The sequence below is a fragment of the Streptomyces xiamenensis genome (assembly GCF_000993785.3).
GTDB lineage: Bacteria > Actinomycetota > Actinomycetes > Streptomycetales > Streptomycetaceae > Streptomyces > Streptomyces xiamenensis.
On record NZ_CP009922.3, the window covers coordinates 242142 to 266197 of the forward strand.

The 24056-nt window shown below is 68.9% G+C and carries 22 protein-coding genes and 3 pseudogenes; 14 read left to right on the forward strand and 11 right to left on the reverse strand.

Annotation, left to right across the window (positions count from 1 at the left end):
- Positions 1–219 precede the first annotated feature (219 nt).
- Together SXIM_RS00970 and SXIM_RS00975 are read left to right on the forward strand one after the other, a co-directional pair.
- Entirely contained in the window at positions 220–663 is a 444-nt protein-coding gene (locus tag SXIM_RS00970; RefSeq protein ID WP_168222739.1) for a hypothetical protein, read from the forward strand.
- Between the two features lie 330 nt (positions 664–993).
- Entirely contained in the window at positions 994–1452 is a 459-nt protein-coding gene (locus SXIM_RS00975; RefSeq protein ID WP_053116059.1) for a nuclear transport factor 2 family protein, read from the forward strand.
- Positions 1453–1601: 149 nt separating this feature from the next.
- Here SXIM_RS00975 and SXIM_RS00980 read toward each other — a convergent pair whose 3' ends face one another.
- Complete coding sequence (locus SXIM_RS00980) at positions 1602–2429, reverse strand: helix-turn-helix transcriptional regulator (RefSeq protein ID WP_046722670.1); 828 nt, start codon at positions 2427–2429, stop codon at positions 1602–1604.
- 374 nt (positions 2430–2803) lie between these two features.
- Positions 2804–3592: a helix-turn-helix domain-containing protein gene (locus SXIM_RS00985; protein WP_046725366.1), complete on the reverse strand. Its 789-nt coding sequence runs from the start codon at positions 3590–3592 to the stop codon at positions 2804–2806.
- A gap of 166 nt (positions 3593–3758) precedes the next feature.
- On the opposite strand from SXIM_RS00985, the gene SXIM_RS00990 reads away from it, so the two are divergent.
- Positions 3759–4514: an SDR family NAD(P)-dependent oxidoreductase gene (locus SXIM_RS00990; RefSeq protein WP_246156810.1), complete on the forward strand. Its 756-nt coding sequence runs from the start codon at positions 3759–3761 to the stop codon at positions 4512–4514.
- A 118-nt stretch (positions 4515–4632) separates the two neighbouring features.
- On the opposite strand, the gene SXIM_RS01000 is transcribed toward SXIM_RS00990, so the two are convergent.
- On the reverse strand, positions 4633–4818 hold the full coding sequence (locus tag SXIM_RS01000; protein ID WP_046722671.1) for a hypothetical protein: 186 nt from the start codon (positions 4816–4818) through the stop codon (positions 4633–4635).
- Between the two features lie 175 nt (positions 4819–4993).
- Between SXIM_RS01000 and SXIM_RS01005 the strand changes: the two are divergent.
- The 6 genes and pseudogenes from SXIM_RS01005 to SXIM_RS01030 all read left to right on the forward strand — a co-directional run.
- Positions 4994–5355 (forward strand): annotated as a pseudogene (locus SXIM_RS01005) (transposase); the annotation flags it as partial.
- Positions 5356–5929: 574 nt separating this feature from the next.
- A complete protein-coding gene (locus SXIM_RS01010; protein WP_046722672.1) occupies positions 5930–6601 on the forward strand; it encodes a glutathione S-transferase family protein in 672 nt (223 codons plus the stop codon).
- Between the two features lie 9 nt (positions 6602–6610).
- Positions 6611–7471: an ATP-grasp domain-containing protein gene (locus SXIM_RS01015; RefSeq protein WP_053116062.1), complete on the forward strand. Its 861-nt coding sequence runs from the start codon at positions 6611–6613 to the stop codon at positions 7469–7471.
- Positions 7472–7476: 5 nt separating this feature from the next.
- Positions 7477–7605 (forward strand): hypothetical protein, encoded by a 129-nt coding sequence (locus tag SXIM_RS28770; protein ID WP_078846804.1) that lies wholly within the window; start codon positions 7477–7479, stop codon positions 7603–7605.
- Entirely contained in the window at positions 7602–8534 is a 933-nt protein-coding gene (locus tag SXIM_RS01025) for an AraC family transcriptional regulator (RefSeq protein ID WP_046722674.1), read from the forward strand. Before SXIM_RS28770 ends, SXIM_RS01025 begins: the two co-directional genes overlap by 4 nt.
- A gap of 96 nt (positions 8535–8630) precedes the next feature.
- Positions 8631–8828, forward strand: a pseudogene (locus tag SXIM_RS01030) (IS1380 family transposase); the annotation flags it as partial.
- A 235-nt stretch (positions 8829–9063) separates the two neighbouring features.
- On the opposite strand, the gene SXIM_RS01040 reads toward SXIM_RS01030, so the two are convergent.
- The 7 genes and pseudogenes from SXIM_RS01040 to SXIM_RS28775 form a co-directional block, all read right to left on the reverse strand.
- The gene (locus tag SXIM_RS01040) at positions 9064–9354 is read right to left on the reverse strand and encodes a xanthine dehydrogenase family protein molybdopterin-binding subunit (protein WP_148236169.1); all 291 of its coding nucleotides are present in this window, start codon (positions 9352–9354) and stop codon (positions 9064–9066) included.
- Positions 9355–9357: 3 nt separating this feature from the next.
- The gene (locus SXIM_RS01045) at positions 9358–10503 is read right to left on the reverse strand and encodes an XdhC family protein (protein WP_046722678.1); all 1146 of its coding nucleotides are present in this window, start codon (positions 10501–10503) and stop codon (positions 9358–9360) included.
- A 69-nt stretch (positions 10504–10572) separates the two neighbouring features.
- Positions 10573–11550: an FAD binding domain-containing protein gene (locus SXIM_RS01050; RefSeq protein ID WP_046722679.1), complete on the reverse strand. Its 978-nt coding sequence runs from the start codon at positions 11548–11550 to the stop codon at positions 10573–10575.
- The gene (locus SXIM_RS01055; RefSeq protein WP_046722680.1) at positions 11550–12173 is read right to left on the reverse strand and encodes a (2Fe-2S)-binding protein; all 624 of its coding nucleotides are present in this window, start codon (positions 12171–12173) and stop codon (positions 11550–11552) included. The genes SXIM_RS01050 and SXIM_RS01055 overlap by 1 nt, the downstream gene beginning before the upstream one ends.
- Before the next feature lie 504 nt (positions 12174–12677).
- Positions 12678–13517, reverse strand: coding sequence for a helix-turn-helix transcriptional regulator (locus SXIM_RS01060; protein ID WP_046722681.1), 840 nt, complete (start codon positions 13515–13517; stop codon positions 12678–12680).
- A gap of 766 nt (positions 13518–14283) precedes the next feature.
- A complete protein-coding gene (locus SXIM_RS01065) occupies positions 14284–16842 on the reverse strand; it encodes a xanthine dehydrogenase family protein molybdopterin-binding subunit (RefSeq protein WP_179956272.1) in 2559 nt (852 codons plus the stop codon).
- Positions 16843–17114: 272 nt separating this feature from the next.
- Positions 17115–17906 (reverse strand): annotated as a pseudogene (locus SXIM_RS28775) ((2Fe-2S)-binding protein); the annotation flags it as partial.
- 282 nt (positions 17907–18188) lie between these two features.
- Between SXIM_RS28775 and SXIM_RS27870 the strand changes: the two are divergent.
- On the forward strand, positions 18189–18401 hold the full coding sequence (locus SXIM_RS27870) for an NUDIX hydrolase (protein ID WP_046725369.1): 213 nt from the start codon (positions 18189–18191) through the stop codon (positions 18399–18401).
- 341 nt (positions 18402–18742) lie between these two features.
- Positions 18743–19408, forward strand: a complete 666-nt coding sequence (locus SXIM_RS28675) for an FAD-dependent monooxygenase (RefSeq protein ID WP_342783567.1) — start codon at positions 18743–18745, stop codon at positions 19406–19408.
- A 113-nt stretch (positions 19409–19521) separates the two neighbouring features.
- Here the strand turns inward: SXIM_RS28675 and SXIM_RS01090 are convergent, their stop codons facing one another.
- Complete coding sequence (locus SXIM_RS01090; RefSeq protein WP_078635194.1) at positions 19522–19878, reverse strand: tyrosine-type recombinase/integrase; 357 nt, start codon at positions 19876–19878, stop codon at positions 19522–19524.
- A gap of 1414 nt (positions 19879–21292) precedes the next feature.
- Between SXIM_RS01090 and SXIM_RS01100 the strand changes: the two genes are divergently transcribed.
- From SXIM_RS01100 to SXIM_RS01110, 3 genes are all read left to right on the forward strand, one after another.
- Entirely contained in the window at positions 21293–21481 is a 189-nt protein-coding gene (locus tag SXIM_RS01100; RefSeq protein WP_053116063.1) for a hypothetical protein, read from the forward strand.
- 18 nt (positions 21482–21499) lie between these two features.
- The gene (locus SXIM_RS01105; RefSeq protein ID WP_046722684.1) at positions 21500–22090 is read left to right on the forward strand and encodes a phosphotransferase-like protein; all 591 of its coding nucleotides are present in this window, start codon (positions 21500–21502) and stop codon (positions 22088–22090) included.
- A 261-nt stretch (positions 22091–22351) separates the two neighbouring features.
- Positions 22352–23416 carry an NsdA family TPR-like regulatory protein gene (locus SXIM_RS01110; protein WP_052385033.1) on the forward strand — a complete coding sequence of 355 codons (1065 nt, stop codon included), beginning with the start codon at positions 22352–22354 and terminating at the stop codon, positions 23414–23416.
- The last annotated feature ends 640 nt before the right edge of the window (positions 23417–24056 follow it).

Consider the following 24056-nt stretch of genomic DNA (forward strand, 5'->3'; position numbering starts at 1 on the left):
GCACTGCTGGAGGGGCAGCGCAAGCGGCCGGCCCTGCCACTCGGCCATTCCGTCCAAGGCTTCCGTGATGGTCAAGCACCGGGTTTGTGAAGAGTGAGATAGTTGGTTTCTGGAGTAACGCAGGGGCGCGGCCGCGTAGTGGGCGCCCTCGCGCTCGGCGGGGTGAGTTCGGCAGGGTGATTCGGCGTCGCGCAGGCTTCGAGCCTACGGCGGACGTACGTGGCGGTGGCCGCGGATCTCGGCGTCACCGCGGAGCCGCTGCGGACGTGGGTCCACCAGGACAAGGTCGAGCCCGTGCCCGGACGCCGTGCCGCGGGCGAGAGCGAGGCGGAGGAACTGGCCCGGCTGCGGGCGGAGAACGCGCGGCTGCTCAAGGCCGAGAAGGAGTGGTACCCGGAGCACGAGATCCTGCGCCGGGCAGCCGCCCCTACTTTCGCCCCGGGAGGTGAAGTGAGACTCCACCGCTGGCACTTCATCTCCGACAACCGAGCCGACTTCGGCGTCAAGCGGCTCTGCCGTGTGCTCGGGGCATCCCGCGCCGGCTACTACCGGCACCTGGCCACCCGGGCCCGCCGGCGCCGAGTGCCAGGCCGAGGAGAAGCGGACCGTGGCCAAGATCCGTGCCATCCACGCCGAGCACCATGGCGCTGCCGATCTCGGTGATCCCGTACGAGAGGCCATCAACGGTCCGCTTGATGTGCTGGTGCACAACGCCGGTGGTGGGAGCTCCGCGCCGGCTCACCCTCTCCGACCGCAGCCCCCTCTCACTCGACTGTCAGGCACCACCAAGTCTGCCACCAGCGATGACACGTACTTCAGGGCCAGCGATGACCGGAACTGCACCAGCCGTGGCTGAAGAGGCGGTACGTCTCGCTGAGCGGGAACGCATCGGCCCTGGGGGGTGCGCCACACCCATGACAACGACTGCCTGCCAATCGAATATTTCTTTCCTTAACATCGGAGATGTCGACGCTCTTGAGGCGAAATCGCGCCATGAGTGTCGATGACCTCGAGCATCATCAGGAGGAATTGATGACGTATTCTCCCCAGGAGAGCATGAACCGCAAGATCGTCAAGGCCGCGTTGAAATCTGGAGCAGAGGACTTCACAAAGTTCTTCACCGAGATATTCACGGATTCCACTGAATGGACAATCGCCGGACATGGGCCTGTTGCCGGCGTGTACAGCGGCCTGGCCGATCTTCACGAGAACGCGGAGAAGGCGCTGTTCGATCGGCTGGACGGGCCGCTCGCCATCACTCCGCGCGGCATCTGGGCGGATGGTGACGACGTGATCGTCCGTATCGACAGCACCGGACGTGCCGCCGACGGGCAGCCGTACAGAAACAGCTACTTGTACATCCTGACGATGAAGGACGGGAAGGTCGTCTCTGGCATCGAATGGCTGGACCTGCACGCCTACTACGAGATTGTCGAGCGCGTCACCGTGTGACCCACCGAGGGTCGCGCACGTCGCGCGGTCTCACGGGGAAGCGGGCCCGCGCCCCGTGGGGCGCGGGCCCGCTTCCCGTTCACCGGGGGCAGCTTCGGTGATCAGGAGCGCTCTGTCGCGGATTCGCCTGTGACTTCATGAGTCGCGGGCTATGCGGCGAGGCTTCCCAAAAGTTCAAGGAGCCGTTCGGAGGGACTACCTGCCGGGGTGTCGCACACGAGCAGATGGCGGTCGTGTGTGTCAGGGATGGCGAAGGTGAGGTAGTCCAGGGTGAGCCGGCCGACGGCAGGGTGGTCTATTGACTTGCGTTGGTGGTTTTTCCCTATGACGGCATGCGTTTCCCACATCTGTAGGAATTCGGCGCTTTCTGATCGCAGCTCGGAAACGATCGTTTCGACGCGGTGGCGTGAAGTGATCTTTCCCCACGCCTGACGCAAGGAACCCACGGTGTCGATCGCGACCCGTTCCCATTCGACGAAGAAACTAGGGCCCGCGGGATCAAGGAATACCATCCGCGCAAAATTGTCCGTCCGCTTGAATGGGGAGTGCAGCGCGCGTCCGAGCGCGTTCGCGGCGAGTATTTCCTGCGTATCGTCATAGACGAATGCTGGATTCATCGGCCAGCGATCCATCAGATCGTTCAGGTAAGGCGCACTGGCACCGTTACCATCCCTACGGCTATGAACAGGATCGTCGCCGGCGAGCCGGTGCACGTGCAGTTGCTCGTCCCTGGAGAGCTCAAGGACACGGCTGAGCGCGTTGATGAGCTGAGGGGAAGGGTGCTTCTCCCGTCCTTGTTCGAGACGCGTGTAGTAGTCGACGCTCACTCCCGCGAGAGTTGCGACTTCTTCACGACGAAGGCCTGGAACCCGGCGTCGCCCCCGAGGAAGCCCAACAGTCTCAGGGTCAACCGCAGCGCGTCGGGCACGAAGATACTCGCCAAGCTCATTCCTGGGTCTGTGATTCGGGGTTGTCATGTGTGAGCGACCCTAGTCCGTGCACTTGAGTGTCGGCCAGTTCGGCGCCGCCACCTCGGCACCCGCGTCGATGAGCTCGCGAATACCCATGTGCCGACGTCGCGCCGGGCCGGTTCGCGTTCGTCAGGGATCCTGTGGTGGTGGTCCATGGAGACGACGCTAGAAATCGTGCTCTTCGTCTGGATCCGCCCTTGTGCCTCGGTGACCCTGCGAAAGGAGGGGTCAGAGTGGCGGATGGTCCAGGAGAATGAGGACGGTGTGTGCCCAGGATCGCTGGGGTGAGATGGAGTAACCGTGCCGGGTCGGCGGCGGCGGCGCGTCACGGTGAGGGACACGTCGGCGTCGCGGACGGCGACGGCGACCGTGACGGCGAGTCATCCCGAAGGCGCATAGATCACGATCCAGTGGTCCCGCTCCGGGTCGTGCAGCATCTCGCTTTGGAAAACCAACCATCCTCGTGTCGGGTGGTGCAGGCGCTTCACGGCAGACCGATCAGCCATGACCTCGCCCCGCTCCCAGTAGCTCCGGAAGGTGGCACTCGTCGCTGAGAGCTCTGCGAACAGGGACCGGAGGTATTCGTCGTCCGGGTATCGGCCCATCGCAGAGCGAAGCTCAGCCGTGGCCCAGCGGGCGTACCGGTGGGCACCCTCGTCTCCGAGGACGCGGCGTGCCGTGGCCGAGAATCCCTGGTGGACGATGTTGTGCCTGTATCGACTCGTGCTGGATTGCGTTCCGAGGAGCTCAGCGGCGGCGGCGTTGCGCGCCATCACGTCCAAGCGCCCGTCGTGGATAGTGACCGGGACGGTGCCGTCGAGGCCCCGCAGCAGATGGAGGAGCCCCGGCCTCACCTTGCAGTCAGGGGCGAGCGGCTCCGGGGGCAGCTCGCCGGCGAGTCGAAACAGATGATCCCGCTCAGGGGCCGTGAGGCCAAGGGCGCGTGCCAGCGCGGTGAGGACCTCTCGCGACGGACGGGGCGCCCGCCCCTGCTCAAGACGGGTGTAGTACTCGACGGAGATCCCGGCGGTTTCGGCCACTTCCTGGCGTCGCAGGCCGGGGACCCGCCGTCGTGACGCCAGCCCGTCAGTCGGCTGCCCGAAAGGTGCCATCGTGGCGCGCTGATGGCGCAGGTATTGACCGAAGTCCGCCTTGATCCTCGTCGGCATGAACACCATTGTGCCCCAGCGGTCCGTCGGCTGGTCCTCTCAGTACCAGGTTCAATCGGGCCTCCCCGGCCTGCGGGAAGTCCCTCATGGTTGTCGTAGAGCGCGAGGTGTGCCGGTGTGGCACAAGCGCTCACCCACTGCACGACATCGGACAAGGGAGGGCCTTGTGCCCACGAACCGCATCGCTCTCGTCACGGGAGCCAACCAGGGCATGGGCAAGCACGTCGCGAAGGAGTTGGCTGCGGATGGCGTCACCGTGTTCATCGGATCCCGCGATCTCGCCCGCGGCGAAACGGCGGCCGCCGAGATCGGCAGCGGCGCCGTCGCTCTCCAGCTCGACGTGACCGACGCGGCGTCGATCGCCTCGGCCGCCAAGCGGATCGACGAGGAAGCCGGTCGGCTCGACCTACTCGTCAACAACGCCGGCGTCTCCACCACCCGTACAGGTGCCTTGAACATGGCCCAGTTGCGCGACCTGGCGAAACCGAGTATTGCCTCGCTGGACGAGGTGCGGGCGGTATGGGAAGTGAACGTTTTCGGCGCCCTGGCGATGTACCAGGCCATGCTGCCGCTGCTGCGCAAGTCATCGGACGCGCGCATCATCAACGTGACGAGCGCACTGGGCTCGCTGACGCTTGCTGCCGACCCGACTTTCGCGTACCACTCGTCCTTCGAACCGATCTATGCCGCGTCGAAGGCGGCGCTCCACGCAGTGACGCTGTCCATGATGATCGAGCTGGAAGCAACCGACATCAAAATCAATCTCGTCTCGCCGGGATTCGCGCGCACCCAACTGGTCAACTTCGAAGGTACGGAGTCGATCGAGGACGCCGCCCGCGAGGTGGTGCGCGTCGCCCGACTCGGGCCGGAGGGGCCCACCGCGACCTTCACCACCTGGGAAGGGAGGAGCCTCCCCTGGTAGTCGGTGGCGAATGCCCTCGCCTTTTTCGGCATGGCCGGGTTCGACGGCGCCTTCGTCTCGTGCCAGTCGGCGGACGGTGTCTCACTTTCCGCGAGGAGGGTGAACACGATGTCGGCGATCAGGCCCTCCTGGCCGCCCACGAGCCGACGCCTTCGACCGCTAAAGGACGGTCGGGCCACTGCTCGCACCAGCGCATCCGCTGGCGGAAGGTGCCGGAGTTCACCACTAACCGGCGCTGGGCGACCTGGTGGCCGGCGACGGCGGCGTGGGACGACTTGTGGGGATCGACACCGATCAGGATCACAGGCTGCCCTCGCACTCGATGAGACAGGACAGGGAGTGCGGTGGGCACCCTGACTCGAAGTCACTGCGTCACCTTCATGCCTCTGTCGAGCCACACCGCGGGTGTCGGCCGGCGGCGGGACGCTATCAGTGAGCCAGCCCGAGGGCGGCAAGGAGCACTGCGGGCCCATCCCTGTCTTGTCCGTCTACCCAAGCGGGTGCTGGAGTCCGCGCTGGAGGGGCACGAGCCGGGTGAGCGGGCCGAGGGCGGCCGGGACAACTACCGCAACGGGCGCTGCTCGAAGACGGTGATCACCGGGTCGGGGCCGGTCGAGATCGCGGTGCCGCGGGATAGGGCAGGGTTGTTGGAGCCGCAGCTGGTCAACAAGCGGCAGCGGCGTCCGGGCGAGGTGGGCGAAATGCGCTGTCGGCGAAGGGGCTGACGCATGGGGAGATCTCCGCGTATCTCGCCGAGGTGTACGGAGCGGAGATCTCCAAGTCCACGATCACCGACAGGGTGATGGCCGGCATGGCGGAATGGCAGCACCGTCCGCTGGACAGCGGGCGGTTTCCATCGGTGGTCGCGAGAACCCTATGGAGATCACATCATGCAACCGGACCCGGCCGACGGCTTCCGGCACCGGCTGTCGCCCCATGCTCACCCTCGACGACATCCACCACCTCGCCAACACGGCAGGAGTCACCATCCCCGCAGAGATCAAAACGGCGAGTTGATAATCCGCAGGGGCATTGGGAGATCAACTGAGCACGTTTGCCGAGCCCGTGAGCAGGGGGCGAAAATCAAGGAGCGCCATCAGCCCGAACAGGGCCGCCGCGCTGGACACGCTGACCAGGGCCAGGGGACTGCCGCTCAAGGCCACGGCATCAGCCTCACGCGATCGCCCAGCCCCGTCTGGGCACCGTCACCGCCGACGGGACGCCGCACTGCGGCGCCGTGTCGCTTCTGCTCGGTATCCACCGCTCGACTTTGCGGCGCACCGATACGGCGGTGAATGCCGGGCGTACGCGGCGTACGCTCGCGCAACAAACGCGAACTCAGGCGCATAGTCCGCAGTTACGGGCCGCCGTAGCGTTTCCGGTGACACCGCAATCCTCATCGGGAGAACTCGCGCATGATCTTGTACGACGCCAACGCACCGGGGCCGAACCCGACGACCGTACGACTCTTCGCCCACGAGCGGGGCGGTCTCGAGTTCGATGTCGTGACGATCGACCTCGTCGGTCTGGAGAATCGGAAGCGCCGTTACCTGACCGACGTGAATGCCCGAGGAGAGGTCCCCGCCCTTCGCCTCGACGACGGCAGCGTGGTCACCGAGATCACAGCGATCTGTGGCTACTTCGACGAGGTGGCACAGGGCGGCCGACCACTGTTCGGCGAGACGCCGCAGGAGCGGGCGGTCATCCATATGTGGACGCGGCGGGCCTATCTCGAGGCCGTGCTTCCCTTCGTGAACTACTGGCGGGGCGGTGAAGCGGCGGAGAACGCCTATCGCGGTCACCGCATCCTGCAACCCGAGGCCAGGCGGAGCAACAGGCTGCTCGCCGAACGCGGCCTCAACCAGTTCGATGAGGATCTGGCGGGCGGGACATACCTCGCCGGCCGGGAAGCGACGATGGCCGACATACTTCTGTACGCCTTCATGGCGACGGTCATCGAGGGGGAAGGCATCAATTGGCTGAACGTGCCGCAGCGGCCCAACGTCGCCGCGTGGTACAAGCGCATGGCGGCCCGCGAGGCCAGCAAGAAGATGCTGGCCTCCCTGCCGGCGCACTTTCAGAACTGAACATCCGTGATGCGTTTTCCCTTCGTCATCGACCCGCTTCCGGGCCTTCGCCCCGAACACGACACCAGCGTGTCTCTCACGGAGGCGGCGCAGCGGACCGGGGTTGACGTGTGGGCGGCCGAAGCGGCCGGCCTGGTCCTTGTCGGCGGCGGCGCGGCGGCGTGGGCGCGACCGGTCCGGATCAACCCGGCGGAACGGCGCGCAGGGCGGGGGGAGGCGCCGGAGACGTGGTGGCGAGGCGGCGCGCCGGAGCGGATACGCCTCCGCTCCGGCAGCGCCGTCCTCAGGCGTGTCGACCCGCCCGTGAACAGCGCGCACCTGCGGGCCACGTACATCCTCGAAGCGGCCGTTCGCGAGGGTGCGCAGCTGTTCAACGACCCGCGCGGCCTGCGCGACGCCAATGAGAAACTGCTGCCGCTCGCCGTAGACGTCCCGGCCCCCGATACGATCATCACCGCCCGCGTACTCGACGTTCTGGAGGCCCTGGAACGGTGGGACGTGGCGGTGGCGAAACCGTTGGAGGGAGCCGGCGGACGTGGCGTGGTCATGGTGCGCAGGAGCGACCCCGGGCTGGCGGCGCTCATCGGCCTCGTGACTTTCCAGGGGACGCGTCAGACAGTGCTCCAGGAGTACCTCCCCGCCGTGGCAGAGGGCGACAAGCGCATCATCCTGCTCGACGGCGAGCACGTCGGGGCGATCAATCTCCGGGCATCCGATCAGGACTTCCCGTGCAACCTCGCCGTCGGCGCCGTGACGGAGGCGACGGCGCTCGACGAGTCCGACGCGGAGAACTGCCGCTGGCTGCACCCGCGGCTCGAACTCCTCGGCCTCCCCCTTTGGCCGGGATCGATGTCATCGGCGGGTGGCTGACAGAGATGAACGTGACCAGCCCGACCGGGCTCCGCGAGATCGAGCTTCTGACGGACGAGGGGCCGAGCGATCGCATTGCCGAGTGGATCACGAACGTCGCGTCAGCGTCCGGGTCAGCGACACTAGGGCGATGACCTCCGATCATCTGGCAGACGTACTGGATCTCGTACGAGTGCGTGCGACCCTGTCCGGAGCGATCGCCGTCGACAGCCGCTGGACGTCCCGTGCCCCCCTGTGCGACCAGTTGAAGATCATCGGGGTGCTCCGGGGGCACGTCACCATACGTACGAACGGCGCGCCACCCGCCGCCCTCGAAGCCGACGACGTGGCTGTCCTCCACGCGCGTTCCTGGCTGGAGCTGCACGGCGGGACCGGCACGGGGTCCGTCCTCGAAGTCCCGGCGCCCCGAGGATACGTCCGGCACCTCGGACCCGCCGGATCCCCCTCCGACATCGTCGTGGGCGGCCACATCGACCTCGACGACACGGGCCGGGCCCTGCTGACCGAGGTGCTCCCCTCGCTGGGGCACCTCCGCGGTTCCCTGCCGCAGGCCGGCAGCATGCGCCGTAGCCTGCTGTTGCTCTTCGAAGAGTCCGCCGAGAACAGCGCGGGCTCCTCATTCGCCCGCCGCCAGTACGGCCGCCTGCTCCTGCTGGAGATCCTGCGCACCTACGCCCGCGCGGCGGAACTCCCGCCCGGATGGCTCCGTGCGCAGGCCGACGAACGGCTACGGCCTGCGCTCGCAGCCATGCACGCCGATCCCGGCAGGCCCTGGCGCCTGGACGACCTCGCCGGCACGGCACGAATGTCACGTACGGCCTTCGCCGTGCGGTTCCGTGCCGCCGCAGGCGTACCGCCCCACGCCTATCTGACGCGCTGGCGCATGCTGCTCGCCCGGTGCGCCCTGGCGCACGACGACGTGACCGTCGCCGCGCTCGCCGCGCGGTTGGGCTACGGCTCGGAAAGTTCGTTCTCCCACGCCTTCAAACGCGAGGTCGGCGAGTCCCCCCTGCGTTATCGCACGCGCGGGGGTGGCGCGGCCTCGGAGGCCGGCTCTCCCTGACCCCGCGCTTTCGCGACTAGGGTTGTCCAGGCCTTGATCAATAAGCGGATAGTGCCGCTGACCTGCACCGATGGGACTTGTCGAGGGTCCTGTCAGTTGCGGGCCGAGCCGGACGTGTTCGGCCCGGTGGCCTCCGACCCGACCGTCTACCGTTTCATGGACGCTCTCGCCGCATCCGGCTCCAAGGCCCTCGCGGCGACCCGGGCCGCACGCTCGGAAGTACACGGGCATGTCTGGGACTTGGTGGGTGCGAGCAGTCCGGCCGCCGAGGGCTGGGTGATCGTGGACGACGATGTCGCTGGCGGCGAGCGCGGCGTCGAGGGAGGCCACGCCGGGCGCCAGGATGTCGAGGCTGCCCGGTGACCCGCTGATGGTGGCTCCGGCCGGAACGTGGGGCTCGTCCGCGATCGAGGTGCGCGGTGGCCTGATGTCGTAGGTCGCGGTGATCCTCGCGGCGGCGTCGCGTGCCTGCTCGGGGGTCTCGTCGACGACCATCGCGACAACCTGGCCGTGGAATCGGACCGCCGCGTCACGGAGCGGGACGTAGTTCTCGACGAAGCCGACGAGCGGGCCGGTGATGGGATGCAAGGCCCAAGCGGGGGTCCGGCGCGGCGTAGACACGCAGGACACCGGGTGAGGCCAGCGCGGCTGCCGTGTCGATGCCGGTGAGGGTGCCTCGCGCGACGGTGCTGGTGACGAGATGGGCGTGTGCGAGGCCGGCGGCGCGGTAGTCGCCGGAGTACCGGCCGCGCCGGTGACCTTCAGCCTGCCGTCGACGCGCTCGGTCTCGCGTCCGACTGGGGAACAGGACATCGTGGATCCTTCAGGTGCTGAATGCGAGTGCGCCGGTCGACGGAGCATTGTGGTGGATGGGAACCCCGGTGCTCAGGGGCGCACCCGAGCCGCCATGCCGGTGGGCGACGACCTCCGCCGCTATCGAGAGCGCTGTCTCCTGCGGGGTATGTGCCCCGAGGTCGAGGCCGATGGGCGAGTGCAGGCGATCCAGCTCACCACTGGTGAGACCGGCGTCACGGAGCCGGGACAGGCGTTCCTCGTGGGTGCGGCGGGACCCCATGGCCCCCACGTACGCAACCGGCATACGCAGCGCGGCGGTCAGGAGCGGCAGGTCGAACTTGGGGTCGTGGGTGAGCACGCACACGACGGTGCGCTGGTCCAGCAGTCCGGCGTCGGCCTGGGACCGGAGATAGCGGTCCGGCCACTCGATGACCACCTCCGCGTCCGGGAACCGTTCCGGGGTGGCGAACGTGGCCCTGGCATCGCAGACGGTCGCCCGGTAGCCGAGGAAGGATCCGAGCCGGGCCAGCGCGGCTGCGTGGTCGATGGCGCCGAAGACCAGCATCCGAGGTGGTGGGGAGTTGCTCTCCACCAGCAAGGTCATCGGCTCCCGGCAGTAGCTGTCGGCCGCCCCGAGCTCGAGCGTGCCGGTCACCCCGGCGTGCAGAGCACCGGTGATCTGTGCCTCGGCGACCTGGTCGAGCAGTACGTCCCCGAGCGTGCCCGCGACGGATCGCCCGGGCCGCACGACGATCGCACGACCGAGGTGGGTCTCCGGGCCGCGCACGATCGTGGCCACGGCCACCGCCCGGCCCCCCGCGGCATCGGCCAGAGCCGATTCGAGCCATGGTTCGGTGCTGGGGTCGTGGTGGCGCAGGAACAGGTCGATGGTGCCGCCGCAGGTCAGGCCTACGTCGAACGCGTCGGCGTCGCTGTACCCGAACCGCAGGGCCCGGGCGCGGTGATCCCCGGCCAGCATCTCCCGACACGCGTCGTGGACCGCGGCGTCGACGCACCCGCCCGACACATTGCCCAGCACTGTGCCGTCCGCGTTCACGACCAGGGACGAGCCGGGCTGCCGCGGAGCGCTGCCAGCCACGCTCGTGACGGTGCCAGCCACGAACGGGGCCCCGCGACGGACACGTTCGGCCAGGTCTGGCGCAAGCTCAAGCATGTGCGCCGCCGGCTCCCGGACCGCCTGCCTCGACGGAGCCAGGCCGGGCGGGGCCCCAGCGCCGGCCGCTCACCGGTTCTCCTGCAGTTCGGTCAGCGCCCGTACCAGGGTGCGACGCAGCAGCGCGGGCTTGAATCGGTTGTGTTCCCGTGGTCGGGCGCCGTCCGCGGCACTGGCGACGGCCGCCTCGAACGTCGCGGAGGTGGCGGGCCGGCCCGTCAGGGCGCGTTCGACGGCCGTCAGCCTCCACGGTCTGGTCCCTACTCCCCCTGCGGCGATCCGGGCGTTCACGATGGTGCGCCCTCGCAGTTGGAGCGCTACGGCGGCCGAGGTGAGTGCGAACTCGTACGACTGCCGGTCGCGGATCTTCAGGTACAGCGAGTGCGCCGCCCAGGGCGAGCGGGGCACGGTGATCCCCGTGATGAGCTCGTTCGGCCGCAGCACGTTCTCGACATCGGGGGTGTCACCGGGCAGGGTGTAGAACGTCTCCAGGGGTACGGTGCGCGTGCCGCGTGCCGAGGCCAGGTGGACGGTCGTACTCAACGCCACCAGCGGGACGGCCAGGTCGCTGGGATGGGTGGCGATGCACGCGTCGCTGGTTCCCAGCACGGCGTGGCTGCGGTTGATCCCTTCCAGGGCTGAGCAGCCGCTGCGCGGCTCCCGCTTGTTGCACGGGGTTGTGACGTCGCGGAAGTAGCTGCACCGCGTGCGCTGCAGCAGGTTGCCGCCGATGCTCGCCATGTTGCGCAGTTGGGCCGAGGCGCTCAGCTCCAGCGCCTGCGCGACCATCGGGCAGTGCCGGCGCACGGCGGGCGCGGTAACCACGTCGCTCATCCGTTCGAGCGCGCCGATGTGCAGACCGTCGTGGTCCAGCGAGATGCCGTCCAGGGGCAGCCGGTTGATGTCCACGACACGGTCGGGGGACATCACCTCGAGCTTCATGAGGTCCACCAGGGTGGTGCCACCGGCCAGGAACGCGGTGCCGGGCTTGGCGTCCCGCACAGCCTCACGGACCGAGCGCACCTGGGCGTAGGTGTAGGGCCGCATCAGCGCATCACCCGCTGCGCGTCCCGGATGGCGTCGACGATGCGGGGGTAGGCGCTGCACCGGCAGATGTTGCCCGACATGCCCTCACGTATCTCGTTGTCGGAGCGGGCGGGACCCTCGTTTTCGACCATGGCGACCGCGGACATGATCTGCCCCGGGGTGCAGAAGCCGCACTGCAGACCGTCGTGATCGACGAAGGCCTGCTGCATGGGGTGCAGCCGGTCGCCGTCCGCCAGCCCCTCGATCGTGGTGACCTGTTGGCCGCTCACCGTGGCGGCCAGTGTGAGGCACGACAGCACGCGCCGGCCGTCGATGTGCACGGTGCAGGCACCGCACTGTCCCCGGTCGCAGCCCTTCTTGGTGCCTTTGAGGTCGAGACGCTCACGGAGCGTGTCCAGCAGCGTGGCCCGCGGGTCCACCCGCAGGGTGACCGGATTGCCGTTGACGGCGGTCGGTACCGTCACCAGCGTGACGCCGTCGACGGTGGCCGCCGGGGCGGCTTCTGCCGTCTCGGCCTGTCCGGTCAGCAGCGGCGCCACGGTGACGGCGGCCAGGCCCCCTCCGACGAAGCTGCGCCGGGACACGCCCGAATCGGCGTCTCCCACGTCGTCCTGTTCGTTCATCAATGCCTCCTGGTGATGGCGAGTTCGGGCAGGGGAAAGGCCGGCGCCGCGACCGTCCGTGCGGCCGCGGGGTCGAGCGCTGCTCCAAGGCTGACCATCCGAAGCAGGATCATCCAGGCTCTGCCGATCCCAGGCTGAGGTCGGACAGAAGGAGCCGGGGCGGGCACCGATCCGGGCCTGCGGCATGATGCGGGATCGGATCGGCCGTATGTGACACACCGAGCGTCAAGACGGTAAGAACGGTGCGCTCCAGGCCAGTTACGACACAGGACAGCGCCTGACGACCGACCGGGCCGGGCCGGGCCGGGCCGAGCTCCTCTGACTGCGACAGGCGAGATACAGCCGGGGGGGTCGGACTCGTCCGTGGTGCGCGACGAGGACCTGCGCGTTGCGGGCGAGAGAAGGTGGCTCTGCTGTGCAGCATGTCGGACCGACTACTGCGGCGATGCCCACTTCGAGCTCGTCAGGACGGCATCCGGCGGAGCCGGTCTTCGGTTCGCCGGGTCAGTGCAGCGTCTGTGTGCCGATCACGGACAGGACCTGTAGTTTCTCGTAGCTCTCCGTGCCCGGGACAGCGGTGTAGACCATCAGGGAATGAGCCTGGTCCGGATCGATCAGGTGCTGGCAGTTCAGCTCCAGAGCACCGACCTCGGGGTGAACGAAGTGCTTGACCTCGCGCGGACGGATCCCGATCTCATGGTCGTCCCACACCCGCCGGAACTCTTCGCTGGAGCCTAGGAGCAGGTCCGCCAGATACGCGGCTCGGGAGCCGGGACCCCGGAGGGTGACAATCCCGCGCAGGCCCGCGGCGTACATCCGGGTCATGAACGCGTGCTGCTCCGGAGCGTACAGGTCCCGGGCACCGGGGTCGGTGAACCACCGGTAGCCACTGCTGCGGGCAGGACCTGTGTACTGCGTCGTATCGCCGGTGAGGGCGACACCCATCGGTGTCTGCCGCAAGGTCTCCCCGAGCTCGGTGACGATCTCCGCAGGCGTGTCCTGCAGCCGGTCCAGAACACGCAGCAACCCCGGGCTGATGTGTTCACTGGAGCTGTCCCGCGGCGGCGGGTTGTGCCCGGCCAGCCGGAACAGATGGTCACGCTCGTCGATGGACAGGTGGAGCCCCTGGGCGATCGAGGCGAGCATCTGCGGTGACGGCTGCGGACCACGCTCGCGCTCCAGACGGGAGTAATAGTCGGCCGACATGTTGCACAGTGTCGCCACCTCCTCCCGCCGTAGCCCGGTGGTTCTGCGGCGCCATCCCCGAGGCATCCCGACGTCCTCCGGCTGGAGCGCCTCACGACGGTTGCGGAGAAAGCCCGCCAGCCCTGCGCGATCGATCACGGCGCTCCCCTTTCTGAGAGTTCCGCCTCGTTTCCCCGTGCTGTGCTGTTTCCTTTCTATCGCCTGTGCATGCGCGTATCCACGGCTTGTCGATCCCCCCTTAGGACGCGCGCCGCCGCGTCAGGGCACGCTCGTACCTTCCCGCGCGGGGCGGAGTCGGCGTTTGCCGCCGCGCCTGTGGGCCACCGGTCCAGGTCAATGGTCGGGGAAGCGAAGGTGTGTGCCGACCAGGGCCCGCGGCATGATGCGGATCGGATCGGCCGTATCTGACACACCGAGCGTCGGGACGGTAAGAACGGTCCGCTCCAGGCCAGTTACGACAGAGCACAGCGTATGCCGACCAACCGGGCCGGGCCGGCCGATTTCCTCCGACGGCGCCGGGTGGGGTGGCAGAGCCGGTGCGGCCCGTAGGCCGCACCGGCCGAGCGACTCGTCATGCCCGGGAGCATGCGGGTGCTGACCCCGGACCGACCTTCTCTGCGTGTCGAGCAAGCGGAGGCGGTCCGAGCAACAGTCGGCCGGAACGCGCTCCTCACGCACTCCGGCACTCGGAGAACGACGGGGGGCAAGGGTGTCGGCATGGTCGGCCCCAGGAGGCGTCCGGGTGCCGCCCGCCGTGCCGGCCGGTCGTCCGACGTGATCGCCGCCGGACCGCACACAGGTCGACAGGACCAAGGGGCGCGCTCCCGTCGACAGCCGGTGTGACGAGCGGGAGCTCGGTCTCGGCGGGGGCTCGGCGCGGGCACCGAGGCCACCGTCCACACCGCTACAGCAGTTTGTCAAGGGTGATGGGGAGCTTGCGTACCCGGATGCCGGTGGCGTTGAAGACGGCGTTGCCGACGGCGGCGGCCGAGCCGACGGTGCCGATCTCCCCCAGGCCGCGAGCGCCGAGACTTCGGGTTCCGACCTCCCCGCCGTCCTCGACGAGCGGCCCGGTGAGGTGCGGGTCGGGCCGGTCGAGGAGGTGCACGTCGATGTCGGGGATGTCGGCGTTCACGGGTACCAGGTAGTCGGCGAGCGTGCTCGCGGCCAGCCGCCCCGTGTCCCGTTCAAGGTGGTTTTCTTCCAGCAGGGCGCCGGAGATGCCGAAGATGACACCGCCGACGATCTGACTCCGGGCGGCCCGGGCGTTGATGGTGCGCCCGGCGTCCACGACGGTGGTGAACCGGGTGACGCGGATCTCGCGGGTGAACCGGTTGACCCGCACCTCACAGAAGTGGGCGCCGAAGGTATGGAACGAGTACCCGGGGGGATCGCCGGCGGGCTCGGAGGCGGTGGCGTCCAGGCCGCGCGACCCGAGGGCCCTGAGCAGTTCGCCAAAGGTCATCGAGCGATCGTTCCCGTACAGTCGGCCCTGCTCGTAGCGCAGGTCCTCGGCGGTCGCCCCGTGCCACGGCGAGCCGGAATGGGTCACCGCGAGCTGCTTGAGCGCGGCGATCGTGTCGCGGGCGGCAGCCACGACCGCCGGGACCGTGCTGTGCGTGGCGCCGGAGCCCACGGCGGGTGCCCCCGGGGGGAGCGCCGAGTCACCGATCTCCGCAGTCACCCGCTCGAGCGGGAGCCCCAGGGCGTCGGCGCCGGCGACCGCCACCATCGTCCACGCGCCAGTGCCCAGGTCCGAGGTCCCGGTCGACACCACCGCGGCGTCGTCGTCGCGCAGCCGGATCCTGACGCTCGCGGCCTGGCGGGCCGCCGGGTACGCTGCGCTGGACATTCCGGTGCCGACCAGCCACTGCCCGTCGACCCGCGCGCGGGGTGTGGCGCTGCGGGCCGACCAGCCAAAGCGTCGTGCGCCGTCGCGGTAGCACTCGTCGAGGTGCTTGCTCGACCACGGCCGGGCTGTGGAGGGGCTGACGGTGGCGTAGTTGCGCAGTCGCAACTCGACGGGGTCGACACCGGTGGCGACGGCCAGTTCGTCCATCGCCGTCTCCAGGGCGAACGCCCCGGGGGCCTCATTGGGCGCCCGCATCGCCCAACTGCTCGGCATGTCGAGGATGACCTGCTGCGGGTTGATCCGCAGGTTGGGCGTGTTGTAGAGCGTGTCCGAGGTGGAGTGGCCCGGGATCATGTTCCAGCCACCAGCAGCCGGCCTCTCGGCGACGCTCTCGTGGCTGATGGCGTTGAGGACTCCGTTGCGGGAGGCACCCAGCCTGACCGTCTGGATGAGGTGCGGGCGGTGGCCGACCAGGGTGAACATCTGCTCCCTGGTGAGGGTGAGCTTGACGGGACGGCCAAGCTCCCGGGCCGCAGCGGCGGCCACTGGGGCCTCGCTCCACACGATGACCCGGGCCCCGAAACCGCCGCCGATGTACCTTCCGACCAGCCGGACCTGCTGTGGGAGAACGCCGAGCCGCTGGGCCAGCAGGATCGTGAACGGCGTTGGCATCTGCGCGCCGGCGTGGACGGTCACCCCGTCTCCGTCCCACTCGGCAAGGACGGTGTGGGGTTCCATCGCGGCGTGGTGCTGCACCGGCTGCTCGAAGTCGGCCTCCACGACGACTTCGCTGGCGGCGAGCGCCTCGTCGATCGACTCGACGCCCGGGGCGAGGACCGTGACGCTGCTCGGCTCCCCGCTGGACGTGGGGTCGGACGGTTCGCGGGGTCCGTCCGCGAGGGAGGAGCGCGGCGGCTGCGCGTCGTAGGTGACGGTGATGAGCGCCGCGGCGTCGCGCGCCTGCTCAACACTCCCGGCAACGACCACGGCGATGATCTGGCCGTAGTAACGCACAGTCCTGTCCTGCAAGGGGATGTAGTTCTCACCGAAGAAACTGAACTCGGGTGCGAGCGCGTACAGCCTGAGGCGCCCGTCCCCCGCGACGTACACGCGCAGGACTCCGGGAGCGGCCAGTGCGGCGACGGTGTCGATGGAACGGATGGTGCCCCTCGCGACCGTGCTGGTGACGACGTGGGCGTAGGACGTGTTGGTGGCCGAATAGTCACCGGAGTACCGTGCGGCTCCGGTGACCTTCAATCGGCCGTCTACGCGGGCGACTTCACGCCCGACTGGAGAGACGGTCATCCTGACTCCTGACTGCTGGGAACGGCGCCCGTCGGCGGGACGGCGGGCCAGTGGATGGGCCCCGGGGCGCAGGTCTGCCCCGGCGCCGGCGCGCGGGTGGGCAACGATCTCGGCCGCGATCGACAGCGCGGTCTCCGGGGGGCGAGCGCCGAGATCGAGCCCGATCGGCGAACGCAACCAGTCGAGTTCGTGGTCGGTGGGGCCGGCACCGCGCAGCCGCGCGAGACGCTCCTCGTGGGTACGGCGCGACCCCGCGACCCCGACGTAGGCCACCGGCAGTCGCAGTGCGGCGGTGAGCAGCGGCATGTCACACTTCGGGTCGTGGGTGAGCGCGCAGACGACCATCCGGCCGTCCGGACGCTGTGCGGTTCCATCCGGTCAGTGCCGAGCAGCCGCTGCCTGGCTCCCGCTGGTGCAGGCGGTCGTGACGTCGCGGAAGCAGCCGCACCGGGTACGCTGCAGCAGGTTTCCTCCGGTGCTCGCCATGGTGCGCAGCTGCGCCGAGGCGCCGAGCTGTCGTCGGCGCTCGCGGGGCCCTCGTCGACCATGGCGACGGCCGACATGATCTGCCCGGGAGTGCAGAAGCCACACCGGAATCCCTCGTGGTCGATAAACGCCTGCTGCATCGGGTGTAGCTGCTCCCCATCGGTGAGGTCCTCGATCCTGGTGCCCTCACGGCCGTTGGCCGTGGCCGCCGGCGTCAGGCACGGCAGCACGCGTCGGCCGTCGACGTGCACGGTGCAAGCCCCGCACTGGCCACGGTCGCAGCCCGTCTTCGACCCGCTAACCTCCAGTTGCTCGCGGAGCGTGTCGAGCAGTGTGGCCCGCGGATCGACTCGCACCGTGTGCCGGTCACCGTTGACCGCGCCCCGTACGGCCACGAGCCAGTCGCCCGCCGCGGTCGCCACCAGCGGCGCCGCAGCATCTGCGGCGACGGCACCGGCGACCCGAACCCTCGCCGGGACACGCCTGACGGACCCTGGCCCGCCTGATTGCCTGGAATCATGCGCTTCTCCTGGTTGTGCGCCGGAAGGCACCCCGACGGTCGGCGGACTTCGGCACAACCGAGCGCTTGAGGTGCTGTTCCCAGGTTGACCAAGCAGGTCGACGGCTGCCAGGACCCGCCGATCCGAGGTTGCGTGATCCGGGCTTACCGCGACCCGGCCAGGCTGGGCTCCCACACCTACGACGCTGAACACGCCGCGCCCACAGAATGTCTCTGACCGCGCTCGAAACCCGCAAGGACCTCGCGGCGCCTGGCGCTTTGGCCCACGCGCCATGAGGTGCGGTCGTGGGTGTCGGCGCAGTGGCTGTGGTCCGGTGACCGACAGCAATCCGGGGAGTTCCAGCCGAGGGCACCGCGGGCCCATCGGCCATGTGGAGGAACGCCGGCTTCTCGCCGCCCGAACCCCGCACGACCGCCAGGGTCCTACCGCCCCACACCCCACGCGGAGGGACCCGAGTGCCGCCCCACACCGTCGTCGACGTCATGATCGTCCTCGAACGCGGAGACCGGATCCGCCTCGCCGAACGAGCGAACACCGGCTACGCGGACGGTCTGCTCAACCTGCCCCCCGGGAAGGTCGAGCCCGGCGAAAGCGTCATCGAAGCCGCAGTACATCGACCCGGCGGACCTCCGCACCGTGCACGTCATGCACTACCGCAACCCCGAAGGCCGGCCCCGCATCGGATGGTTCTTCGCCACCGCCCACTGGCGCGGCGAACCAGTCAACGCCGAGCCCACCAAGTGCGCCGGCATCGGATGGCACCACCTCCGCCAACTCCCGCATCACACCGTGCCGTACAACGCCACGGGGATCGCCCACTACCTCACAGGCGACACCTTCTCCGTCCATGGCTGGTAACCACACTCACCCCGCCCGTCAGCACGCCCTGCCCGGCACCGGCCCGCCGGGCGAGCCCGGACAGCGGAGCGTTCAGCCCTGCTCCGGGCAGACTCGCGGGCGGCGGCCCTCGGCCCGTCATGGGGAGGCCGCCGCTCCCCCGATCTCGGGGTGCTGGGTCACCCCGAGCGCACCGGCCGGACGCTGGCACCCCGGAGGGCCCAGGGCCGAACCTCTGCTGAATAGATCTGTCGCAACAAAAACATCTGTTGGACAGAACTTCGGGCTCACCCAAGGATGGATGGGCGGCAGCGCAGTCGATGGGACAGGTACGCGCGGCCGCCCTGAGTGGAGGCTGAACGTTGAGCGAACAGACCGAAGTAGTCGTCGTCGGTGCGGGCCAGGCCGGCGTCGCGATGAGCGAGCACCTGAGGGCGGGCGGTGTGCCGCACACCGTGCTGGAGCGCCATCGCATCGCCGAGCGCTGGCGCTCGGAGCGATGGGACTCCCTGGTCGCGAACGGCCCCGCGTGGCACGACCGATTCCCAGGGTTGGAGTTCTCCGCTGTGGCACCCGAGGGCTTCGCCGCGAAGGAGCAGGTCGCGGACTACTTCGTCGCGTACGGGCGCCCTCCCACCCAGCGGCGTCCGCGCGTCAGGACGCGAACAGGCTCCTGCGGCGATAGCGGAGACAAGGCAGGGAATTCCGTTTCACTGCAGAAGCGTGGGTGGGTGCATCGGCCCTCCAGAGGTCGTTGCCCCGTACGTGACACCCGCGTCGGTCCGGCCAGCCCCATTCCGTCAGTTCACTCAACCCGTGCAAGCACAGCCGCGCCCCGCAGGTCCCCTCGGCGCCCGCGTCCGACCAGGTCGGCACGCTTGTGCGCCACTCCGATGCAGGGCGCCCCCGCAAGGCTGGGACCACTTTGGGACCACACGTCGCGCACAGCCCAGCCCCGAAGCACCTCCCGCATACGTCATCTCGTTTCCGCCGGTCAGTCTGACCTGCGGAAATGCCCACTCCCATGATCTGGGGGTCAAGGGGTCGCAGGTTCAAATCCTGTCGTCCCGACGGTGCGAAGGGCCGGTGAGCCGGGAGAATCCTCCCAGCTCACCGGCCCTTTCCATGCTCCGGCCCTGGTTCACCGGACGACGCGCAGATGCCGCTGGGGCCTCTCCTCTGGGACCACTTTGGGACCAGGCACCTCCCGGCCCCGGTCGAGATGGGCTGCCAGGGCCATTCCGGCCTCCCCGATGGCCCGGCGGTCGGGATGCAGATACCGCTGCGTGGTGACCAGCGATCCGTGTCCGGCGATCAGCCGCAGCACGTGCACCTTGACCCCGGCGTCCGCCATCCACGTCAGCCCGGTGTGCCGCAGGTCGTGACGGCGCAGATGTTCGTATCCGAGAGCGACGACGACCCCGTCCCAGTGCGTGGCGTCCCGCAGGACGGCGGTGGTGATCCTCCCGACCCTGGGGCCGGTGAACAGGCGGGCCATGGGCCGGCATCCGACGACTTCCAGGCGCTGGATCACCAGGGGCAGGAAAGTGGGGGCGGTTCCTGTTCTGGGCCGCTGCCAGCGGCGACGCGGCCGGCCTCACCCTCGCGTCCCCGCCCGGCGGACAACTGGCCATCGGGCACTCGACACCGGACAGCGTCGCCGTGGTCACCAAGGACGGCCGGCTCCTGGCGGACAGCCCGAACTCGGCATCCCTGGCCATTCTCCGAGACTGGATGTCTGCGTGGATCGCCGCAGGCACCCAGCATTGGTCCACCCACACTCCGCCCTCGTAGAGGTCGAGTCCGGGTGGCGCCTGCGGCTCGGCCGCACCCCGCGGGCGCGCAGCAGCACGACAGAGGACCCCGCACGCCGGTCGGCGTGCGGGGCCTTGTCGTCTTTTCAGCCCCGGGTCGCCAGCCCGGTGGCGACGGCGCGGTGCGCGGACTGGTCCAGCACCATGAGGGCGGTGCCGGGGCCGGCGATCTCGGCGGTGGGCCGGCCTTCGGAATCGAGGCGGACGGTGTGGCACTGGTGGACGTACCGGTCTTCCCGGCCCGGGGCGGCGAGTATCGGCGAGTTCGGGTATTCGAAGCTGAGGAATAGGACGTCGCAGTCGGCCGAGCAAGCGTTAATCCGTTGCGAGAACCGGGAAGCGGGCCAGGATGATCCGATGAGTGAAGAGGCAGATGGTGTAGCTGAGACGATCGCGCGCGAGCTGAAGTTGATGAGTCCCTGTGTTCGGGCGTCCAGGGAGCTCGCTGGACAGCTCTTCGATCCCGACTTCGTGGAAGTGGGTGCTTCCGGCCGCCGGTAGGACCGGCAGACCATGTTGGCAGAGCTGCCTGACAAGCCTGGGGCATCCGATGATGGCCCGTTCTATGAGCCTTTCGGCATGGCAGGGACAATTCTGGCGCCTGGCGTCGTGCATGTGACGTATGAAGCCATCCTTGGCGAACGGCGGTCGCGGCATAGTTCGTTTTGGCGAAAGGTGGATGAGGGCTCCGGGTGGCGGATGTACTACCACCAAGGCACCCTCGTTCCGGCCGATCAGAGGCAGTAGATCATGATCGACTGGCCACCTCGGCTGCATAAGCGGTGCTGACGGCTCCAGCTCTCCACCGTTCGGCAGCAAAGGAGTCGACCCCGAGGCGCCGTTGGAGGACGGCCGGGGCATCTGGGCACAGAGATCGAGCAGGGCGGCGCATCGTCACCGTCAGTCCCGAGGTAACCGTTCCGCTGGTATGGTCCCCGACCTCCGAAGCCGTGGCGGGAGAGTACGTTCCCTTCTTCTCGCTGTCGTAGAAAGAGAAGCCGTTCACATTGCCGAGATGCTGGCCGTAGAAGCTGGGCACGCACCGGCACCGGTAGGCGGTCGCCCCCGCGAGACGCGCGGCTGGGCGCCGCGTTCGCCGTGCTGGAGGAAGCGGCGGCGGCCGGGTGGATCGGCGGATGCGGGTGGGCCACCTGGTCCGGGTTCGCCGACGGGATGCTCACCATCCCGGTTCTGCTGACCGCCGCCCTCTCTGCCGGCAGCGCCGCGCACCACCTGGTCGCCGCTCGCCGCTATCCTGCCCTGTCCCTCCACGCAACGCTGACGTGACAGAGAGAAGCAGCGACCATGCAGGAACCTGGCCAGGCGATCGTGCTCGCGGGCACATCCGGCGCGGGCAAGAGCTCGACGGTCACGGAACTCCAGAACATCCTTCCAGCGCCTTTCCTTGCTCTGGGGCTCGATATGTTCTTCGGCACCCTCCCGCACCGCTGGACCAGTGATGGGGAGCGCAGTTCAGAGGGGTTCTCCTACATCCGAGACACCGACCACGAGGGCCGTACCCGGCTGAGGATCGGGTACGGGCCGGTGGGCGCGCGCATGCTGGCCGGCATGCGTCAAGCCGTTGCCTCGCTCCTGAGAGAAGGCAACAACGTCATCGTCGATGAGATGCCGATCGATACCACCGTCCTGCCCGCCTGGCGCACCGTGCTGGCGGGGCATCGTGTGCTGTGGGTGCGCGTGAAGGCTCCTGTGGCCGTCCTGGAGAGCCGAGAGGCGGAACGCTTTCCGGAGAAGTTCCGCGGCCTCAGCAGAGGTCACTACGACATCTGCGACCAAGAAGGCTTCGACCTCACACTCGATTCCTCCGAGCTGGCACCGCAGGAACGCGCCCAACGCATCGCCGCAGCGGTGGCAGCATTCCCCCGAACCCGCTGACGCCTCGACCAATACTCAGGTGGTCAGAAGTCAAACCTGATGCCCGCCGCGCGGAGACCGTTCCTTGTGAACCGTGGCGGACCCGCCGCTATCACACACCTACTTTCACAACACCTCGATTTCATCCTCGCGCTGACCACTCTGTGGAGGTCTCCGCCCGGTCCTCTCCGAGTGGCCCAATCCGATGACGGGCTCCCCCCGGTAACCGCTCCCGGCGCTACGGTGGACACCGCCACGCAATAACTCCGCGAGGAGGGCGACATGAACCGCCGTACGTTCCTGGCCGCCAGCGCCGCACTCACTGCTCCCGGCATCGTCGCCGCCTCACTCGGAACCGCGTCCCCTGAGCCGGCCCGCAGCGCAAGTGGCCCCGTGATCACCCCCGGCATCGCCGACGACATCGCCGCCACGGTGGAATCCTGCCGCCGCCTGGACGACACCGAGGGCGGCAGCCGCGCCGCCCTGCGGCACATGCAACAACAGGTCACCGAGGTCGCCGGCCATATCCGCAACAGCCGTTTCAGCGACAGCGCCACCCGCCAGCGCACGATCAACCTCTGGGCGCAGCTGGCCCAGACGGCCGGGTGGACGGCCATGGACACCGGGCTCCACACTCGCGCCCACCACTTCTACGCCACCGGGTTGAAGGCCGCCCACGAGACGGCCGACCGGGCCCTGACCTCACACATTCTGGGATGCCTGACATTTCAGGCCATCGCCCGCGGCCAGCACCACGACGCCCTCGCTCTTGCTGATGCGGGCATCACCGCCGCCCTGTCCGCCGCACCAGCCGTCCGGGCCATGGCCGCCGCGCGCAAAGCCCACGCCCACGCGGCGCTCGGCGATCTCACCGCGCTGCGACGAACCACCGACGTGGGTCTCACATTCCTCGCGCACCCCGACGCCCGGGACACCCGCCCGCCCTGGCTGTACTGGCTCAGCGACCTGCGCGTCGTCACCGGCCAGAGCTACATCACCGGCGCTTTCGCGACCGGCGCTCCCGGTACCGGCGAGGCCCGCGCACTGCTGGCCGAGGCGGACCCCTTCATCACCGGCTGGCTCGGCAGACACGCCGAGCACATCGCGGACCGCGACGGCCTCCTCCACGGCGCGTGGCTGGCCCGCTCCTACCTCGCCCGAGACCAACTCGAACACACCGTCGCCACGGCCGGCTCGCTGCTCCAGTACGCATCGACCGTCCCCTCCGCGCACGTGCGTTCCACACTGGCCGCCCTCGACACCGACCTCGCCGCCCGCCGCGAGTTGCGCAGCCACCGCCCCGTCCAGCGCCTGCGCGCCGATCTCCAGGACGTCACCGCCGGCTGACCGTGCAGCAGCCCGTACGGGGCCGGCGCCCGGGGTGAGTTCGGTGAGGTGCACAGAGTGCGGCGCGGGGGCGCGCCACCCGCCTCACGCTGCGTGCAGCAACAGGCGGCCTGGGTGCGTTGGTGCCCCGGGGTCTGCCTCCGCGCCCCCGCTTGTTGACGAGCGCCCGGTGAGAGGCCAGTCACCACTACGCGACGGTCAGGTTCCGGTGCGAGGTTCACGTCAGAGTGGAATCTGACATCGTACGCAGCCACTGTTGTGCGGGGTCGCGGAAGGCTCGGTGCTGCATCATGCGGGCGGTGGCAATGGAGAAGGCGTGGTTCGCCTTCTCGTCGGCCGCCCAGATTTCGGCCGAGGCCGCATTCCACGCGGTGTGGCAGTACCTCGGTCAGAGTCCGCGTCCCCATGAATTGGTGCGTGCCTGGGGCCAGAACGCCTCATGCACTGTGTCACGAGCTGCCGTGGTCAACTGGTGTCTGCACCTGTCCGCGCAGGTGGTAGCGATTCCGCCTGTCGGAGCGTAGCGGAGGGTCGGGACATAGGCGGGAGCGGAGGATGAAGACGGGTTCACGGGTGAGGGTGACACCTTCTATTGCGCCTCCTTTGTAGACCGGACCCAACGAGATTGCCGGTCTCATCA